Below are 18,992 nucleotides of genomic sequence, written 5' to 3' on the forward strand. Positions count from 1 at the left end.
GATTCCATGTCTGACCTGAGCAAAATGATCCAAGAAGCGATCGGCGAGGCGCTCGACGAGATCCATCGAGAGATGGCGGCTGAGCAGTCACTTGCTAACACCGTGAAAGTGGTTAATGTCACTGATTTTGATTCTAAGCACTGGTGGAGGGGTGATAAGTGGTATCAAAGCAATATGTCGATGGCGCAGCATGAGCAGCCTCTCATTGACAAGCTCTCTCCCACATTCTCAACGGATGACATGGAAAGGGCTTTTGCAATCGCAGATAGCCTGAGCAATCGTATAGTGGTAAAATATCCGCGTGCAACTTGGATTGTTCCAGGATGTGGTAATCTAGCAGGGGAACTCCAACGCATGCTGTATAAAGCCTTGACAAAGGCTGATCTCGTAGAAAACTGCAAGGCATATTATATAGAGGGGGCTTTAAAAATGTTTACCCGCATGCCTATGTCATAGTACAGAGTTATTATTGCGAAAGAGTGGAAGGGAAAACAGTGTGTTATGTTCGATATAGGCAGTACGACCCCTGGCTGGCGAGGGGACTTTTTTTAAGAAAGGCGATTAAAAAAGATGTATATTAAACATTTCCTCAGGTTTTCAGCGGGATTGATGATACTGTTCTTTTTCGTTTTTTTCTCTCTGATCGACTGGACGCTCGGACTTTTCTTTCTCGAAATAAGCGTTGCTTTGGTATTGGGGTGCTATCTCTATTTGCGAGCGGATGCTTACGCAAAGAGCCCGAGCAAATATCTCGTTGCGATGTTTATATATCATGCCTGTCTGGGGCTGATGGTGTTTTCTGTTTATCACCCGGTGTTGGGCGAGTACTTCATCGAAACGGTGATGGGGGAGCCAGCTAAATTGATGGTCTCGCTGTGGTATGCGTTCGTCTTCGTCGTGTTAATTCAAGTGGTCAGTTTTATAATATGGCTGATCATTAAGTTTTTTCGCAAAACAGTAGGTATGATTGCTTCAAAACCACGGGATGGAGAGTGACGCAAATCAGGTAGGAAAAAAGTGATATGCATATTAAGCATTTCCTGCGGATAAGCATCAGCCTGATCCTGCTGGGGATCATCATTTGCGGATTCTTTTTAAAAGGTGACAATGTATATCCGCCATTTCCTCAGGTTTTCAGCGGGATTGAAGAACCGACTAGGACGCTGAAGCAAGTATTCAAACGAAAACAAGCAAGCTACATTCATTCCAACAGGACAGTTGAGAACCATGCGAAACAAGATCTATTCCAGCGGCCGGGTGCGGGTGGTCGACGCGGATAACTTCGTCACCGAGCACGTGATCTCCACCGAGGACGTTGACCGGGACGGCGAGGTGGTGGTCTTCGACGACCTGGAGCGCGCCGCGCGCAATTTCGTCAACAATCCGGTGGTGTTGTTTTTTCACAACGCCGATCCGGCCACGCCCAAGCTGCCCATCGGCCGCAACCTCGAGCTGCGGCGCGAGCAGGGCCGGGTGGTGGCCCGCACCCAGTTCGCGGTGCGCGAGGACCAGAGCGGGTTCACGCGCACGTTGTGGAACCTGCACGTGGGCGGCTATCTCAACGGCGTGTCCATCGGCTTCCGCCCCGAACGGGTCGAGGTCGTGGGCCAGGGCCGCGAGGCAGTGCGCGTGGTGCATGTGGACGAGCTGCTCGAGTACAGCCTGGTGCCGATCCCGGCCAACCCCGAGGCGCTGACCTCCATGGCCAAGGCCCTGGCCGATCGCCGCCGGGTCCAGCTCGGCAAGCCCTCGGCCTATGTCACGGGCTTTGCCACTGCCGACGCCGCCCTAAACGCCCTGAGCGGCGAGCGCGATCCTGGCCAGCCCGACGCCCAGCGCCGTGCAGTTCGACCTCGACGACGCGTCGGAGATCAGCGAGCACGACCTGCTGCTGGTGCCGCTGTCCACGTTGCGGGCCGTGCGTGTGGACTCCAAAAACAGCGACACGCTGTGCATCAGCCCCGCGTTGCCCACAGCCCCGGCCGGAGGCGAGACCATCGCCGCGAGTCTGGTCTATCGGCTCAACACCCGACCGACCTCCTCGTTCACCATCACGCGTGCCGGCTCGTTTTTCTGCGAGTGGGCGGCGGGATGCTGGGTCGATTCGATCAGCCTCAGCGTATCCAGCGGCTCCGAGCCGCGACTCAAGCTCGCGGGCGGATACGCGGACAAGTCGTACGCACACTCTGACGCGTTGAGCCAGACCGTGGGAACCACCGACGGGACCACGATCTACGTCGAGCACCCGTACAAGTTCCGCGCCGGCACGGACGTTCCGTGCTGGGTCCAGATCGACGACGAGGTGCTCAAGGTCACGGCGGTCGATCTTGATACCGGGGCGCTGAGCGTGGAGCGCGGAGTGCAGGGGAGCGTGGCTGCCACCCACGAACTGGCCGTAGCGGTTGAGCCCTACACGCCGACTCCGACGCTGTCCGACGCGTCGCCGTCCAGCGGCCTACTGGGCAAGCTGCGCTACGCCGACTCGACCTCGAGCGGCCTGGACCTCTACGCCACGCAGATTGAGATCGAACTCGAGAACAAGTGCAAGGCGATCAACGGCCCGTTCGGCACGGCCATCCCGCAGGGCTTTGTCAGCGGTGAGAAACGCGAGGTCAACGTGCGACTCGGGCTGTACCTGACCCAGGACCAGGCTGAGCAGTGGGGCGCGGCCTTCAGCCGTGCGGACGTCGAGGACGTGATGCTGCAAATCGGCGTCAGCGCCGGGTCGGTGCTGGCCGCCTGTGTGCCCAAGCTACATCTAAAGCCGGTCGACATCGGAATCGAGGACGCCGAGGAGATCGTGGTCACCCTCGAGGGGCGCGCCCTGTGCGGCTCGGAGGGCAACGACGAACTGATCCTCGCTTTTCTTTAAGGAGGAAAAAATGGAAATCAACGGACGCAAGGTGGGCGACGTGTTGACCTACGTGCCCGAGTACAACGGCAACCGCGGACTGAGCATGCACGACCGTGTGGAGGTCGACCTGCTGCCGCTGTCCAACGCGGAGTTCGAGAATTTCGCCGCCCTGGCACTGCAACCCGACCCGACGCGCGGCAACGTAGCGGCCACTGGATTGCAACGCGATCCAACCCGGCCGGTCAGATGCGTGCTGATCCAACGCGTAAGCGCGATCCGCAACCTGCGCTTTGGCGGCAGTCCGATTGTCAGCGGAGCAGATCTCGAACGCCTGATGGACGATTATCGCTCCGAGGATCTGGCCGCGCTGATTCGCGAGATCGTGCAGGCCGCATCGGACGTCTCGACCCTGGAACAGGGCCTGCGAAAAAACTGACCAGGCTCGCGGTCTTCCTTTGCGATCCGCGATCGCGTGAGTACGACTGCGAGCGTTGCAACGAGGAACTGCGGCGCGCGCGCAACTGCCTCGACGGCTTTGAGCCCGCGCCCCAGGTCTTTGGACCACGCGAGGCCAACCAGCGCGGCCTGGGGATCTTCACCCAGTGCCCGCGGGGGCTAATCCGTAGGCAGCCCGAGCTGCTGCATTTCTGGAACCTCTACTGCCGCTGCAGCACCCTCAAGGCGCTGCCCGGACCCGGCGGCCTCGACGATCAGGATGCGCGCACGACTCAGGCGTTGATGGCGATATCCGAGACGCTGTGCACGCTGCAGCAGATAACCGCCGAGGCCGACTGGGCCAGAGCGAACCATAGGTGAGAACATGGCGCAGACTATTGCCAAACAGATCGAGATCGAGATCCTCGCCAAGGACCGTACGCGCGGTCTGCTTTCGCGGATCAACGCACTGATGCTCACGGCCCAACGCCGGGCCCAAGAGCTGGGTCAGAGCGCGGGCAAGGCGGCCGAAACCCTCGGCGCGCTGGGCGCGGGCTTGGATGCCGCGGCTGTTCAGCGCTACGGCGAAGGGCTGGTACTGGCCCGTTCCGAGCTCGAGACGCTCGACCAGCGGGTGACCGCGTTGTACCAGAGTTCGCAGATTCAGTTCTCGCTGCTCAGCGAAACGGTCTACAGCGTGGGCCGTTCTTTCGACGCGGTGGGCAACACGTTTATCTCGGGCTTTGCCGATACGCTGATCTACGGCAGCTGGGACGCCGAGCGCGCGCTCAAGGGGCTGGGGCGCACGATCCTCACTACGCTGCTCGGCGCCCTGAGCCAGTGGGCTGTCAAGCAGCTGGTGATCAAGAGCCTGGAGTCGGCACAGATCGCGCTGCTCGCCGTGGAGCAGGGACAGGTCGCTGCGCTGACCCTGTCGTACAATGCCCTGGCCGCGGCCAAGCTCATTGCGTTGGGGCCCGCCGGCCTACTGCTGCACGGTGGCGGCGCAGTGATGCACGAGGGTGGACCTGTGCGACGCGCACATTCCGGATTGCGCGCCGACGAAGTCGGGCCGTTCATTTTGCAGCGCGGCGAGTTCGTGATGCAGCGCAGCACGGTTCAGTCCATCGGCTCGCAGCGCATGGCATATATCAACCAGACCGGGCAGCTGCCGCAGTCCAGTCCGACCATCAACATCACGGTCAACGCCGGCCCGGGAAGCGACGGCCGCAGGATCGGCCGCGACCTTGCTGAAGAGCTGTCCTGGCAAAGCCGCACCGGTCGGTTGCAGCTCGACCGCCGGGCGATCAGGGGTTAAAGCATGTCTGTAAACGACCGCAAATGGACCGAGGCCAACGGGATCATCCCGGCTGGCTATTCGTCCGGCACCTGTCATCAAGTGCTCAAAGACAGCACCGACAGCAGCCTGTTCTATGCCTGCTACGGCGGCGCGGGGGGCGGGATTGTATCTATTGACTCGGACGCCGACTCGGACAATGGCGCGCAGATCGCCTATGCCGACCTGGCAAACGCCTGCGCCCTGACACAAGACGATGATTATCTATATATCGGTACTGGCGAAGCATCGGGCACTGGAGTACATCGTATCGCCAAGAGTTACCTTGCCGTGGCGGGTCCGGGCGGCGAACAAACAGCACACCTCGCTGTGTTCCTTTCGACTAGCACGGGTGAGCCGATTTACTCAAATGAGATCGGCGTGCGCGGGCTGGCGTTCAACGATAATCTTGACCACCTGGCGATCAGTTGCGGGCGGCTGTCGATCTACGACATGGAGACGCCGGGAGCCGAAGCGGTCTACGACAGCAGCGCATATTCTCCAGCCAACGGCCCGGTGGTTGCGAGTGGTGACAAGGCGTGGTGGGTCTTTAACGGAGACCGGGGCAAGGTCTGCGCAATCGACTTGACCACGCCCGCTGCCGACGATTTCCGTCCGGACGAATGCCTAATCGATCCCAGTGACGACTTCGGCGATGCGTCGTTAGATGCGGCCCGCTGGGCCTTATACACAGAGGGCAGCCCGTCCTCATATTCGGCGACAGAATCCGGCGGGGCGTTGACTCTCGCCCTCACCCATCGCAACAGCAGCGGGGACGACGTAATCGGAGTTGGGGGGCAGAGCTATTTAGGGGCAGCTGACTTCTCGGTTGCTGTGGACTTCGGAGCGTTGACCACCAGCGCGATCGGAGCATCCGACCTGCGGTCGATCAACCTTTACGTCCGGATCTTTGATGCAACTTGGTCGGCAAACCTGACCGGCGTAATCAGGGCGCACAAAAACCCAACGACCGAATGGGTCCAGGCAACGTTTTACCGCGGAGGGGCGCTGATATTTGACACGTCAATCAGCCCCGCGGCGTGGAGTGCCGGGGTCAAACTTTATATCGAGCGGGTAGGAACAATCGTAACATGCTCATACGACACCGGCGGCGGCAAGACTACGATCAACAGCAACACGCACGCTGACAACAACAACTATGACCGGCTGTGGATCGGCGGAATATATGCGACAGACCGCGATTTAACAGCGCCATACGACTCTACCATCTCCATTCCCGTCAACGACGTGGCTGTGGTCACAACGGCTGGTTATGCCGCCCTTCCGACCGGAACGATCAACGACATCGCCTTTGCACCGGGCACCGGCACCGACATGCTGCTATTGGCGACCAACGCCGGGCTGTACAAGGTGGACACTGACACAAGCTCCGCCTGGGGCAGCTACGAGGACCTGAGCGTTGAGACGTTCGGTCAGTCCGGCTCGGGCGCGGATCACGAGATTCTGCACGGCGCGTCCGATGCGTGCGCCTGTTGCGACGTGGACAGCAGCGCCACGGGAAGCAACGGGAACACCTTCGTAGGCACCGACAAAGGCGTGTCTGTGATCGACCTGTCGGACGATACGCTGGTCGGCTGGTTCGACAGCTCGGGCGGCCAGTGGGCAGGCGATAGCATCTCGCAGTCGACCAATAACGACGCCATCGCCTGCCTGTCGATTGCCAACAATTCCAACTCCAAATTTGCCTATGGCGGATCGTCCGGACTGATCACTCCGGACGTCGACGCGCCGGGCGAGCCACAGGCCTTCGGCTATCAGGGCGATGATACGGATTGCATCCACACGCGCTGGGACCAGGCCACTGACCCGGACGTGGACTGCTACGAGATCGAGCGCAGCGGCAACGACGACGAGGGTACGTGGTATCGACTCAAAGACGACTTCACGTGGGCCACGTCGGGCGATTACTTACAGATCGACGCCCAGGACGAGCTGTGCAGCCTGCGGATCACCGACCTGTCCACCGGCCGCTATAAGGTGCGAGTGCGGACGCGGGACTACGCCAACAACGCCGGGGACTGGACGACCTCGAGTTGGATTTACATTGGCGTTCCCAGCTCGCTGTCGATCTCGATTCTCTCGGGCTCGACCCGCACTACCACCCGCGCGGTTACGCTCACGGTCAGCGGCTACAGCCACGCCGACGCCGGGCCGATCGCCAACTACGGCATCGATCAAATTTCCTTAAGCGACGACGATACCAACTGGGACGAATGGCGCGAGTTCACCGCAGGCGACTCCAACGATTACGACTACAACCTGCCTGTTGGCGACGGCAAGAAGACCGTGTACGTCAAGGGCCGCGACGAGGCGCAAAACGAGTCCAACAGCTATAGCTCGAGCATCGTCCTGTCCGAGGCGGGCGCCGGCTCGCTTGGCAACTACGCGGACAATGTACTGCTGGCGCTTGAGGGTACGCACTTTGAGGGCGACAACGCCACGCTGACCTCGGACTCCGAGGCCTCGGGCTACGAGGACGACAACGTGCTCAGCGACGCCCTGGGGCAGACCTGGCGCACGACCAACGGTTCGGGCGTCAAGTACCTGCGCTTCGACCTGGGTTCGGCCAAGACGATCCATGCTGTAGCGATCCTCGGGCACAACTTCCAGTCGTCGGGCATCACGGCGCTTGATCTGAAGCTCCAAGCCAACACCACCGACACCTGGCTGACGCCCGCGCTTGAGGTCGACCTATCGGACTATCGAGCCCTGGACCGCATCGTCTACGTCACCGGCGGCGAGACCTATCGCTACTGGCGCATTCGGATGTCCGCGACCGGGATCGTCGGCTACCTCGAGATCGGCCGGGTGGTGCTGACTTCAGCGTTCCAGCCCCTGTTCAACTTCGACGACAGCTACACCTACGATCTTACCGACCCCTCGCCGATCAGCCGCACCGAGGCCGGACACCGGCGCGGCAAGGTCCGCGACGTGCGGCGCGGCTATCATCTGGGCTGGAGCAAATCGATCATGACCCTGGCCGACCAGGAAACTCTCGAGGATGCCTACTGCCAGTGCGGCGTACTACGGCCCGTGCTGGTGATTCCCGATCCGAGCACCACGGCACGGGCCTGCGCAACGGGCGTCTACGGACATCTGAGCAGCCCGCTGAGCTTTCGGCGTAGCGGCCCGGAGGACTACGCAGGCCTGACCCTTGACGTTGAGGAGATCACCGGATGACCTGGGGACCCGACGCAAGCGATACCAGCGCAGCCTGGCATGTGCTGCTTTCTTTGGGCGGAACCGGCGCGCTGTACCTGTCGGCGGGCGAGACTATTACTCGCTCGACCCAAGGCGCGTCCCGCGTGTGGCAGGCGCTGCCGATGGATCTGGGGCCGATCGAAGAAGAGTTCTCCGACGGCCTGATCCGCGCGCCGCGCATCGGCTCGTACACGGTCGAGATTACGGACGACGACCAGGGCACGCTTCAGGCCTGGTACGAGAACAACGATGGCGCCCTGGGGCGCAAGGTCTCGATCTGGGCGTCGGACGATGACGCCACGACCGCCGAGTTGGTGTTCGACGGCGTGATCGACGAACCGTCCGATGCAGTGTTCGACTACTCGACCAAGGTGCTCGAACTGCGCGTGATGGATCGTCGCACATCCGAGGATCAGAACGTGCCGCCCAACACGTTGGACCCGGACAACCCGGACTACGAGTACATCGACGACGCCTGGAAGGGCCGGCCGATCCCGATCCTCTACGGCGATTGGTCCGAGGGCCGGGTGCACCACAGCGGCAGCATGCGGCGACCGGTGATTGAGGCCGTGGCGATCGACACCGGAGTGCACCGCGGCGTGGGCCAGTACGCCATGCGCTTTCAGGTCTGTGATCCTGGGACCAACGGCATCGCGTACATCGGCGATCGGGTATGGATCAAGTACGGCAACTCCGCGGCACACGGCAGCGAATGGTCGTGGATGAACACCAGCTCGATCGATCTGGACACAAGCTGCTTCTCGGTCTCGACCACGGAGATCGAAGCACAGTCCTACCGCTACCAGATTGGGGATCGGTTCTTCGTCTACTGCAAGGGAAACGCGGACGGCGCGGGCAACGTGATCGAGAATCCGCTGCTGATCTTGCGCGACCTGTGGAACAACTATGCCAGCCCGGTCACGGAGAACAACGACTGGTTCGACAGCTTCAGCACCGAATACCTCCATTTCAGCGGCAGCCGGGCGCGGGCGCGGCTGGTTGACCAGGAACCGCTGATCGACGTGTCCGACCGGCTGTGCACCGAGTTCAACATGATCTGGGGCGTCAAGCCCGAGGAGTCCGGCGGGGTCTGGGATACGGTCTACTGGGCGCGGCGGTTCGATCCCTGGAACACCTCGGGCAACGCCACGCCCACGGCGGACTATCGGCCGGCCTGGGGCAGTATCAGCTCCGAGCCGATAATCAAGCCCGCAGAAACAGACCTCTATGCAGACCGTCTGCGAGTGCTGTATCGCTATCACCCGCTGCTTGAAATCTGGTCAAAGTTAAAAGAGGCCAATGTTTCCGGCCTGAAGTATTTGCCCTGGAACCCTGGCGGCGCGGGCTACGTCACGCGCGAAATCGAAACCACCTGGCTGTGGCGCAAGGCCGACGCGTACCGCCTCATCGACCAGCAGGCTCTGCTCTATAGCCGCAAGCGCCTGGTCTGGGAGTTCCCTGCCTGGGGCTGGCCGATGAACGTCTACCTAGGGGACGCGGTCCAGTGGCAGTCCACAAACGACAACGACGCGCGGCGCGGAATCGTCATCGGCCGCCGCGTCGATCTTCAGAGCGGCGAATGCGAGTTGACCGTGCTCGACTGCTCGGATCGCGTAGAATACTACGCCCGCTGGACGTCCGACACTGAAGACGTCTACGACGACCAGGACACGGACGGCAAACGCATCTGGGGCTTCTGGACCGACGAGGACGGGCTGTGTGATCCACCCGATTCAACCTCGGACGACAGCCACTGGATCTAATCAACTGATTAGCAATACTTAATAGTTCGAGTTGTTAAGAATTCCTTAACTGCTCAGGAGCAAGCAATGACCGAGCGGCATGACAGCGAAAACCATGAATACACCGAGATCAGCACCCTCACCACGGGCAATCCGACCAAGGCCTCGGAGGGCAACGCGCTGCGGACCAACGTCGAATATGCCCTTGACGCCTCGGTGCAAGGGCTCAGCCCGGATGCCAGCTACAACAGCAGCCAGGCCGACGCGGCCAAGTCGGGCTTTGCGATCATCGATGTGTACGCGGTATGCCAGGAGGGCAACGGCGCGCAGATCCTCGACCCGGACAACCTGCCGTTCGATCTGGACGACAGCGATCAAATGAGCCTCTACGATCGGTTCATCACGATCGAGGTGATGTGGGTCTGTAACAATGCTGCGGACAAGACGGCAATGTGCAAGTTCCTGCCCGGCGGTGAGTACGACGACGCATTCTCGACCGGCAGCACGCAAAGCCACGGCACGATCGAGCATGGGACCAACGTAGTGCGCCTCTGGACCGGACCGGGGCAGTTGGATGTCACCACGGGCAAGTACGCGGGAACGGCGAACTATACGCTGGAAGATGTCTACACAACAACCGGCACCTGGACCGCCTGGGTGGACACGGACGATGACAACCTGTACCTGCGCGCCGACGATACATCGACCTACTCTTACTGGTTCGCCTGCGCAATCCGGATCACGGTCGGCCCGCGCACCACGCATTACAGCGCGTGATTGAATTATCTATACGCAGCCCGCATATTGTTCCCAGGAGGACGGGAGCTTGAAACATTTTTGGTTGATAGCGATCCTGGGGCTGATCTGCTGCATCGCAGCCTGCGCGCTGTCCGGCTCGGATGACGATGATGATGACACGGACGGCGGCGATGACGACGATGATACGGATGACGCGCTGGCCGGGGAGTGGTCGTGCGAAACGCTCCAAAACGGCAAAGAGTGGACGGCCCACGATTGGACGATAACCTTTGACGGCTGCGAGCCAGCGGGCTCAGTTCTGATATGTCAGACAGAGACGAACGACGGAGGTACAGCTGTAAGGTTCTATCCGGGATATCACAACGCGGGACACGGCACACTTTCGTACATCTCGCTCCTGACTGACGTTCAAGGCGGACTGCTTTACCGCTGCACCCGGGTAGATTGACGTCGATTACATAATGAGGAAGAGAGCATGAAACGCTTTTGGGTAATTGCGATCCTGGGCCTAATCTGCTGCATAGCGGCCTGCGCGCTGTCCGGCAGTGACGATGACGACGACGATATGGACACAGACAGCGGCGACGATGATGCTGACGACGACGACACAGACGGTGATGACGACGATCCTAGGGATGACGGCATTGATGTGAGCGGAGTATGGAACTGTCTATACATCATTGAAGGCGACGAAGAATGGCGAGGATATCAGGGGGGGTACGAAGAGACTTTTGAGGACACCTGCAAACTCTTCGACAACGCCATTCTGTGTTTTGATGACGACCCGGAGACAGGGGCAGACGGGGCCGTAATCACAGCCCCAGCGACGCTTAAGGATGGCGTGCTGACGATTGTCAGGGTGCCGATGAGCAGTAGCAATTACACAATAAAGCGCTGCACCCGCGCCGACTGACAACCTGACAACCGCGACCACGTGGGGCTCGGACTTCGGTCCGGGCCTTTTGTTTTGGAGACAGCATTGAATACACGAATCAGCGACGACGATATCGCCCGCCGGCTGGAATGCATGGAGCGCAAGCTCGATCGGATCCGCACCCAGGATCTGCCCGGCCTACGCATTGCGATCGCCACGCTCAAGGTGCGCGCCTCGCTGTGGGGCGGACTGGCCGGGCTGGTGCCCGCGTTGATCGCCGTCATCGTGCTGCTGCTGCGGCTGCTGAGTTAGTTCTTTCCTGAATAGTCCTCGATTCAACCGACATGGGAGATCCGATGCGGAACCAAATGCTGCAACTGCTCGACCTGCGCCACAGGCTGCCCGTTCACAGCAGCAAACATTGGAGGCGCAGAGAGATCGACCAAATCCGCTGCGTTGTGACCCACCAAAGTCTGGGCTCGGCCGCCGAACTCGAGCCGGGCCTGCTCACGCGCTATTTGGCCGCGTACCACGTTAAGAGCGATCCGCGCGGCACAGCCTACGGCCGCAACTGGCCGGGCCTGGCCTACCACTTCTGCATCGAGCCTTGCGGCGCGCTGATCTGGGCCAACGACCTGGAGTCCGTGACCTATCACACGGGCGGCGCGCGCAACCGCGACGGCGTGGGAATCGTAATCTGCGGCGATTTCGACGGCCCGGGCCATGCGGGAAAACATCAGCCGACAGCGGCGCAGCACCAGGCCTGGCTGCGGTTGATGGCCTGGCTCGAGCACGACCTCCAGATCGCGCCTGCACAAATCTACGGCCACTGCGACGCTCCGGGCGGCACGCTAAAGGCCGCCTGCCCGGGCTACGTGGTCCATGGCTGGATCAAGAGCTACTCAAATGCCAAACAACGACAAAAAGCATAACGCTCTGGGCGCGGCGGCTGCGGCCGCGGCGGCCAAGGCAGTGGTTCAGCTCGCCGCGTTCAAGGTCTGGGTGTTGGCCTGCGCGGTCTCCCTGGTGCTCGTCGGCAGCATCGACGGCCAGTCCTTTGCCTGGATCGTGGCCGCGCTGGTCGCCGGACGCGCGGCCGAATACTGGCGCGTGCCCGGATCGGGCTACGGCCTGCCGCCCCAGGGCGGCCCCGGAGATTGAGCCATGCAAATCAGCACCCGAACAAAAATCGAGATCGCGCTGATTGCGGCGCTGATCGTGCTCTCGTTGGTCGCCCTGTACCAGCATCGTCTGGCGACCGGGGCCCAGGCCGCACTCGAACAAAACCTCAACGCCGCGGAATTGGACGACCTAAGCGCCGGAGTAATCGGCGCGCGGGCCGTGGACAGCTCGGCCTTAAAACGGCTGATCGCGAAACGCCCCGGCGCGATCAGACCCGAGGCGCACGGGCTGCGGCCCTACGGCGCGACCAATGCCGAGGCAATCGTTCGATCCAGGGGAGGCGGGGAACTTGTACGTCGCAGCTCCCCGACGACCGAGGACGCGGCGGTCCCTCCTGCCGCCGCCGGCTCCGCCTCCCCACCTTCACTGCACTTCCACGACTGGCGGCTGAACCTCGACGCCTTTCCCGCACACGACGATCCCGCGCGCTGGCGGATCGAGTACGAGCTGCGCCAACGCTTCCGCCTGGAGGCTGAGCTGTGGTCCGATGACGCGGGCAACATCGCGGCCCAGAGCATGCGGCTGATCGAGCTCGGAGCGCAGGGCGAGGATCTGGCAGCGGCCGAACTAACCCGCGCCAGCTTTGTCACTGCGCCGAAAAAATCGAATTGGCGCGAACGTGTGGGGCCGTTTATCAGCTCGGATCTGTTCGTGGATTTAGACCGCAACGGGCCGCATCACGCCGCGCTGAGCGCGACCGCCGGAGTAGAGCTGTGGGGCGCGTGCCTGGGACTGCGCGTGGTTGCGAACGACGAGTTGCGCGCCCGCGCCGGTTTGATGCTCGGCTGGCGCCGCCGCTGGTAAAACGAAGCCCCCGCAAGCGGGGGCTTCGATCGATTCGATGGTGCGAAAGGGGGGATTCGAACCCCCATGAGCTTGCACTCACTGGACCCTGAACCCAGCGCGTCTACCAGTTCCGCCACTTTCGCACTCTTTTCCCCGGTTCAGGGAAGTATCCGTTTACCACCAGATATCTGCACTGTCAAGCCTTCCGAATTCCGCCGCTAAAGAACCTCCCTTCGATTCTCTATTGATCTTGCCTCCCACTGTAGTTGACATCGGCCAAGCGCTGATGCTAGCTTGATTTCCTCTGATGACCAAACTGGGGGATGTTGTGCGCAAACTGCGGTTTTTCTTAGGGATTGCCTTGAGCTTGGCCATGCTCGGGACGCTGTGCGTCACAGCGGCAACGGCGCAAAATCCAGCCGATGAGGGTTGGGTGCTCAAAAAGGACTCGGACGGGCTAAAAATATACAACCGCGAAAAGGCCGGCTCGGACATCAAGGAGCTGCTGGCGATCGGCACGATCGACGCTGCGCCCGCGCGCGTGTTCAAGGTGCTGGGCGACTACGAGAACTTCAAGGACTTCATGCCCTACACAGAAGCCTCGCACATCATCAAGACCGAACAGCAGGGCGATAAGAAGCTCACTTGGTGGTTTACGTTGCTCGACCTGCCGATGGTCAGCGACCGCTACTACACCCTGGTGCTCACCGACGGACAAGAGGGCGATAATTTCCGCAGCCAGTGGATCATGGCCAAGGACATGCCGCCCGACCCGGCCTGGGGCGACCCGAGCATCGCTGCCTATCAGGGCAACCGCAAAGAGCCGGTCAAAACGCGCGAGAACAAGGGCTACTGGCTGCTCAAGCCGATCGACGGCGGCGCCAGGACCCAGGCGAACTACTACGTCTACACCGATCCAGGCGGATCGATCCCCTCTTGGCTTGCCAACCAGGCAAACTCCATCGCCATTCCCGAACTGTTCAAGGCTGTCCGCGAGAGGGTTCAAGACCCGCGGTATAATTAATCCCGGCCAAGCCCGATCCCTGGGCTCCGCGGAGGCATGATTGCGGGCTAGCACATTAATAATCGGAGTGCTGCTCGGCGCGTTGTGCGCCTGCGCCTTGGCGTCCCATGCCGTAGCCGCCGAGCAAGACTCGATCGACGAGACGGCCCAGATCCACTTTGCCGCGGCGACTGCCGCATATTTGCGCGGCGATTATCAGCTCGCAGCCGACCGCTTCGCCCTGGCTCATCACAGCTCGCCGCAGTTGACGATCGCCCTGTATTGGGAAGGAGTCTGTGCCAACGCGCTGGGGGATTACAATCGCGCCGAGGATCGGCTGCAACGCTTCCTCGATACGCAGGGCGAACCGGCCGACAGGGCGCACTTCGAGCTGGCCGTGGCGTCGATCGGTCTGCAGCGCTGGCAACGGGCGCTCTCGCAGCTCGACAGAGCGGCCCTTGCCGATCAGCCCCGGCCCGAGATCGCATATTACCGCGGCCTGTGCCTGGTGCGCCTGGAGCGGACCGACCAAGCGCGCGTCTGGCTCCAGCGGGCGCTGAGCAATACTCCCCAGTGGCGCGACCGCATCCTGGCGTTGCTGGCGGCCTGCGACCTGATCGACGGCGACCGCAGCGCGGCCACGCGCAACATCAACGAAGCGCTGAGCGCGACCCATGACCAGGGGCTGCGCGACGAGCTGTCACTGACCATCGAGGCCATCGAGCGCAGCGCCGACCGGCTGCGCTGGTGGGATTTGTGGCTGCGGCTGGGCGGCGGATACGACAGCAACGCCGCGCTGATCTCCGACGAGTTCGAGGACGCCTCGCCCGAGTCGTACATCGCCGAAGCCGCGCTACAGGCGCTGCTGCTGCCGCTGCATCGTCCCGCGCTTAAGCAGTGGATCGGCTACCGTTTCGACGGCCGGATGCACCTGGGCTACGACAAGGATCAGCAGCCCGACGCGTCCGAGTTCGACATGCTGCGACACCGCGGTCTTTTGGGAATCCAGGGCCGGATCGGGCTGGGCCGCAGCGCGGCGCTCCAGCCGGCGTTGGGCTACACATTCAGCCACGTGACCCTCGGCGGCGAGGACTATCTGCTCGAGCATCGCGCCGACCCCTCGCTGACCATAATCGAGTCGCGGCTGCTGGCAACGCGCCTGGCCTACGCACTGCTCTACGACGATTACTACCAGATCGACGACCTCGACGGCCTTTCCCATCGCGCGGAGCTGACGCAGTTCATCAGTTTCTGGGATAATGGCGGCCTGATCAGCATCGGCGGAGGCGGCGAGATCCGACAGACAGGCGCGGAGTTGTACGACCGGACCGCCTGGTGGGTCGCGGCCGGATTGGACGCGCCGCTGTTCGTCGGAATAAGGATCGACGTGAACTACAGCTATCGCCAGGACGACTACAGCGATCATCCGCTGGAGCGTTACGAGACCGGCAACCGCATGGGCGTCGGGCTGCGGCGCAAGTTCGTTCAGCGACTGACCCTCGAGGTCCGCGCCCAGGTCACCGACGTCACGGCCGATCCCGAGATCTACAGCTACAGCCGCCTGGTGGGCGGCGCGTGGCTCAAGTGGGAGTTCTGATGCGCAAGTCCTTGGAGGCGATGCGCGAGGTCCCCCTGTTCAAGGGGCTGGGAGACCGGGAGCTGGGATTGCTGTACGAGCGCTGCGTGGTGCGCTCCTACGAGCCGGACACGATCATTGTCAGGCAAGGGGCTGTGGGCGACGCGCTGTACGTGGTGCTCAGCGGCAAGGTCAAGGTCACGCTCTACTCCGAGTCGGGACGCGAGGTGGTGCTCGATACGCTCGCGCCGGAATCGTTCTTCGGCGAGATGAGCCTGATCGACGCCGCGCCGCGTTCGGCGAACGTGATCACCGTCGAGCAAAGCGAACTGCTGTACCTGGGACGCAGGGACTTCCGCCGGGCGCTGACCGACAATCCGACCCTGGCGCTGAGCCTGCTCGAGGAGCTGTGCCGCCGACTGCGCGAGGCCGACGCCAAGATCGGCCATTTGGCGCTGGTCGATGTACAGGGCCGGGTGGCCGGATTCCTGCTGCGCCTGGGGCGCGAGCACGGCAAGAAGATGGCCGGCGGCTACTTGATCGAAAAGCGACCGACCCACCTGGAGATGGCCGGGCTGCTGGGAACCTCGCGCGAGACGGTCAGCCGGGCGATGAGCGAATTCATCAAACGCGGCTACATTCGGCAGCAGGGCCGCAAGCTGTTCATCCCGCTGGACACCCTGCTCGATCCCAAGGACGGCGGCGGGCTGTGACATCCGTCACTTTCCCGGCGGCCGCGGACCGCTAGGCTCTGATCGAGGATTTATATGCTCGCAAGGTCCACTCTTCGCCGTTCGCTTTGTTTGGCGCTGCTGTTCGCCGCTGTAATGCTGGTCTGTGTGCCGGCGACGGCGCAGCAGGCGCAACGCACGGGCGTAGTCGTGGGCCTCAGCGGCCAAGCCACATTAATGAATCCCGGGAAGAGTCCGGTGCCGGCGATGATCGGCAGCGAGGTCGAGGTCGGCACATTGGTACGCACCGGCCCCGAGGGCAGGGTCAAGCTGTATTTCGAGCGCGACGTGGTCGTCACTTGCGGCCCGTCGAGCAGCCTCGAGATCAGCTCGTCCCTGCTCGCGCCGGACGGCTCGGACAGCCCGGGAGTGTTCCGGCTGCTGTTCGGCACGATCCGCGTGCTGGTCGGCAAGGTCTTCGGCGTTCAGCGACAGCTCGACGTGGAGACGCCCAACGGAGTGGCCGGAGTCACCGGAACGACCTTCATCGTACGCGTGCAGCCCGACGACCGTTCATTGTTCCTCACCTTGGACGGTGCACTACGGGTCAGCGGCTCAGACGCGCAAGCCACCAGCGTGGCGCTCGTTGCGCCGAACTACACTTACGTGGTGGCCGGGACCGCGCCGATCGATCCTCAGCCCGCGCCGCGCGAACTGTGGGACGATCTGCTCGACTCCACGGAGCTCGAGTGTCGACCCGAACAGTCCGCCGCCGACTCGCAGCGTCCGGCCGGAGCGTTGCCCTCGCTGTCGCAAATGGCCCAGCCCGGCCTGAGCCTTGAGGGACGGGACGAAGGCGAGGACGCGTCGGGCGCAGGCGACGACGAGGTCTGGATCGAGACACAGGTCCCTGCTGACAGCACAGGGGACGATGGCGAAAACGGCTCAGAGAACGAGGGCGACGTTGATGTCGTCGTCGAGTTTCCCGAGTAAGGGCCGGGAGGAGCGAAACCATGCCCTCCATTAAGGTGCAAATCCTCGGATTCATCGCCTCCGTGGCAACGATCGTCGTCCTGTGCCTGATCGTCATGGCGGGCGAGGGCTGCACCCCGGTCGCTGACGACGCCGACGCCCTGGCCCGGATCACCCTGCCCCAGAGCGTGCCCGATTCCCTGGTCTACCTCTCGCTGCTGGTCAGCGGCCCGCAGATGGACGACATCGAGCGCCGTGTGGAGCTGGGCTCCCAGTCCGAACCGTTGACCATTGAGCTCAAGGTTCCGGCGGGGCAGGATCGGCTGTTCCTCTGCCAAGCCTTTGGTTCAGACGACGTGCTGTTCTACCAAGGTCAGATTGCCAGCGACGTGATTGCCGGGGAGCAGCTGGACCTGACCATCGAGATGGCGGCCCGCGCCACCGTGCGCGGCACGATCTATCAGGCGGGCTTCGACGACTACCCCGGAAATCCGCTGTCGAGCTTCCACTTTGAGGGCGATGACGACCACCCCCAGATCCAGACCGACGGCAGCGGCGCCTACAGCCTGAGCCTGGAGCTTGGCGAACGCGAGCTGCTGGTGGAACACGAGCAGAGCACGGCTCTGGTGTTGCTGAGCCTGGAGCAGGCCGGTCAGGTGCTGGACCTGGACGTCTACCTGGTCGATCGCAGCCGCGAAGGGCCCGCGTTGTACGCGCTGATGCCCGACGGAGCGGCAGAGGGTGACTACGTCGTGCTGCACGGCGCCGGCTTCATGCCCCTCGGCGCGCCCGCGCCGCAGGCGGTGTTCGGCGACGCGGCGGAGATATTCGTTTCCGCGCAAAGCTACGACGACACAACGATCACAGTCCAAATTCCCATCGGCCTCGGCGCGGGACCGGGCTGGATTCAGGTCTACCAATCGATGTACGCCGCGCAGTCCAGCCGCAGCAACTACATCAATCTCACCATCGAATAGATTCCACAAAAAGCGGACAAATGAATACCCGGCGATTGCGGTGCGGTCGATTGACAGCACACGCGGCGCGTGGGTAAAAGGAACGTATGCCGTTGTGGGCCGTAATTCTGATCTGGATTGCCGTGGTCGCGTTGTTCGCGCTGGGCATGGTGGGGATTGTCGTTCCGGTGCTGCCCGGACTGGCGCTGGTCTGGGCAGGCATCGTGCTCTATGCAGTGTTGATGGGCCTGGACCAGATGCCGCTGTGGTTCGTAATCACCACCGGCGTAATCACCCTGCTGATGACCGTACTGGATTATCTCAGCGGCCTATTGGGAGCCAAGGGCTTTGGCGCGGGCAAGTGGGGCATGCTCGGCGCGTTCGCCGGGCTGGTGCTCGGCGTTGTGCTCGGATCGATGGTCGGCCTGCCGATCGTCGGCCTGTTGTTCGGACCACTGGTCGGCGCGGTGATTGCCGAGCTGATCGCAGGCAAGACCCACGGCGAGGCGATGAAGGCCGGCCTGGGGACCTTCGTCGGATTTCTCGCCGGCGCGGTAATGAAGTTCGTCGCCGGCATGGCGATGATCGTCGCCTTTATTATCCTGGCTGCGGTGACCTGAGCCG

20 protein-coding genes and 1 tRNA gene are annotated in these 18,992 nt (G+C 62.2%); 20 read left to right on the plus strand and 1 reads right to left on the minus strand.

Annotated features, from left to right (window positions below):
- Window positions 1-6 precede the first annotated feature (6 nt).
- The 14 genes from P9M14_13515 (at window position 7) to P9M14_13580 (ending at window position 13,208) form a co-directional block, all read left to right on the plus strand.
- Complete coding sequence (locus P9M14_13515) at window positions 7-456, plus strand: hypothetical protein (GenBank protein ID MDP8256763.1); 450 nt, start codon at window positions 7-9, stop codon at window positions 454-456.
- Between the two features lie 153 nt (window positions 457-609).
- Window positions 610-996 (plus strand): hypothetical protein, encoded by a 387-nt coding sequence (locus P9M14_13520; protein MDP8256764.1) that lies wholly within the window; start codon window positions 610-612, stop codon window positions 994-996.
- Window positions 997-1,227: 231 nt separating this feature from the next.
- Window positions 1,228-2,190 (plus strand): HK97 family phage prohead protease, encoded by a 963-nt coding sequence (locus P9M14_13525; GenBank protein MDP8256765.1) that lies wholly within the window; start codon window positions 1,228-1,230, stop codon window positions 2,188-2,190.
- A 692-nt stretch (window positions 2,191-2,882) separates the two neighbouring features.
- Window positions 2,883-3,290 carry a hypothetical protein gene (locus P9M14_13530; protein MDP8256766.1) on the plus strand — a complete coding sequence of 136 codons (408 nt, stop codon included), beginning with the start codon at window positions 2,883-2,885 and terminating at the stop codon, window positions 3,288-3,290.
- Between the two features lie 384 nt (window positions 3,291-3,674).
- Window positions 3,675-4,607 carry a hypothetical protein gene (locus tag P9M14_13535; GenBank protein MDP8256767.1) on the plus strand — a complete coding sequence of 311 codons (933 nt, stop codon included), beginning with the start codon at window positions 3,675-3,677 and terminating at the stop codon, window positions 4,605-4,607.
- A 3-nt stretch (window positions 4,608-4,610) separates the two neighbouring features.
- Window positions 4,611-7,826 (plus strand): hypothetical protein, encoded by a 3,216-nt coding sequence (locus tag P9M14_13540; protein ID MDP8256768.1) that lies wholly within the window; start codon window positions 4,611-4,613, stop codon window positions 7,824-7,826.
- On the plus strand, window positions 7,823-9,610 hold the full coding sequence (locus P9M14_13545) for a hypothetical protein (GenBank protein ID MDP8256769.1): 1,788 nt from the start codon (window positions 7,823-7,825) through the stop codon (window positions 9,608-9,610). Before P9M14_13540 ends, P9M14_13545 begins: the two co-directional genes overlap by 4 nt.
- 66 nt (window positions 9,611-9,676) lie before the next feature.
- Window positions 9,677-10,366, plus strand: a complete 690-nt coding sequence (locus P9M14_13550; GenBank protein ID MDP8256770.1) for a hypothetical protein — start codon at window positions 9,677-9,679, stop codon at window positions 10,364-10,366.
- A gap of 49 nt (window positions 10,367-10,415) precedes the next feature.
- The gene (locus P9M14_13555) at window positions 10,416-10,796 is read left to right on the plus strand and encodes a hypothetical protein (protein MDP8256771.1); all 381 of its coding nucleotides are present in this window, start codon (window positions 10,416-10,418) and stop codon (window positions 10,794-10,796) included.
- 27 nt (window positions 10,797-10,823) lie between these two features.
- Complete coding sequence (locus P9M14_13560) at window positions 10,824-11,261, plus strand: hypothetical protein (protein ID MDP8256772.1); 438 nt, start codon at window positions 10,824-10,826, stop codon at window positions 11,259-11,261.
- A gap of 66 nt (window positions 11,262-11,327) precedes the next feature.
- Window positions 11,328-11,534: a hypothetical protein gene (locus P9M14_13565; protein MDP8256773.1), complete on the plus strand. Its 207-nt coding sequence runs from the start codon at window positions 11,328-11,330 to the stop codon at window positions 11,532-11,534.
- A 44-nt stretch (window positions 11,535-11,578) separates the two neighbouring features.
- Window positions 11,579-12,154 carry a peptidoglycan recognition family protein gene (locus tag P9M14_13570; GenBank protein MDP8256774.1) on the plus strand — a complete coding sequence of 192 codons (576 nt, stop codon included), beginning with the start codon at window positions 11,579-11,581 and terminating at the stop codon, window positions 12,152-12,154.
- Window positions 12,129-12,383: a hypothetical protein gene (locus P9M14_13575; protein MDP8256775.1), complete on the plus strand. Its 255-nt coding sequence runs from the start codon at window positions 12,129-12,131 to the stop codon at window positions 12,381-12,383. Before P9M14_13570 ends, P9M14_13575 begins: the two co-directional genes overlap by 26 nt.
- 3 nt (window positions 12,384-12,386) lie before the next feature.
- Window positions 12,387-13,208: a hypothetical protein gene (locus P9M14_13580; protein ID MDP8256776.1), complete on the plus strand. Its 822-nt coding sequence runs from the start codon at window positions 12,387-12,389 to the stop codon at window positions 13,206-13,208.
- 38 nt (window positions 13,209-13,246) lie between these two features.
- On the opposite strand, the gene P9M14_13585 is transcribed toward P9M14_13580, so the two are convergent.
- Window positions 13,247-13,333: transfer RNA gene (locus P9M14_13585), tRNA-Leu, on the minus strand.
- Window positions 13,334-13,497: 164 nt separating this feature from the next.
- On the opposite strand from P9M14_13585, the gene P9M14_13590 reads away from it, so the two are divergent.
- The 6 genes from P9M14_13590 (at window position 13,498) to P9M14_13615 (ending at window position 18,988) form a co-directional block, all read left to right on the plus strand.
- Complete coding sequence (locus P9M14_13590) at window positions 13,498-14,214, plus strand: SRPBCC family protein (protein MDP8256777.1); 717 nt, start codon at window positions 13,498-13,500, stop codon at window positions 14,212-14,214.
- 40 nt (window positions 14,215-14,254) lie between these two features.
- On the plus strand, window positions 14,255-15,790 hold the full coding sequence (locus tag P9M14_13595; protein MDP8256778.1) for a tetratricopeptide repeat protein: 1,536 nt from the start codon (window positions 14,255-14,257) through the stop codon (window positions 15,788-15,790).
- Complete coding sequence (locus tag P9M14_13600) at window positions 15,790-16,482, plus strand: Crp/Fnr family transcriptional regulator (GenBank protein MDP8256779.1); 693 nt, start codon at window positions 15,790-15,792, stop codon at window positions 16,480-16,482. The genes P9M14_13595 and P9M14_13600 overlap by 1 nt, the downstream gene beginning before the upstream one ends.
- A gap of 54 nt (window positions 16,483-16,536) precedes the next feature.
- Window positions 16,537-17,433 (plus strand): FecR domain-containing protein, encoded by an 897-nt coding sequence (locus P9M14_13605; protein MDP8256780.1) that lies wholly within the window; start codon window positions 16,537-16,539, stop codon window positions 17,431-17,433.
- Window positions 17,434-17,453: 20 nt separating this feature from the next.
- Window positions 17,454-18,389, plus strand: a complete 936-nt coding sequence (locus tag P9M14_13610; GenBank protein MDP8256781.1) for a hypothetical protein — start codon at window positions 17,454-17,456, stop codon at window positions 18,387-18,389.
- A gap of 92 nt (window positions 18,390-18,481) precedes the next feature.
- On the plus strand, window positions 18,482-18,988 hold the full coding sequence (locus tag P9M14_13615) for a DUF456 domain-containing protein (GenBank protein ID MDP8256782.1): 507 nt from the start codon (window positions 18,482-18,484) through the stop codon (window positions 18,986-18,988).
- Window positions 18,989-18,992 lie beyond the last annotated feature (4 nt).

Origin of the sequence: Candidatus Alcyoniella australis, from assembly GCA_030765605.1 — a bacterium.
Taxonomy (GTDB): domain Bacteria; phylum Lernaellota; class Lernaellaia; order JAVCCG01; family Alcyoniellaceae; genus Alcyoniella; species Alcyoniella australis.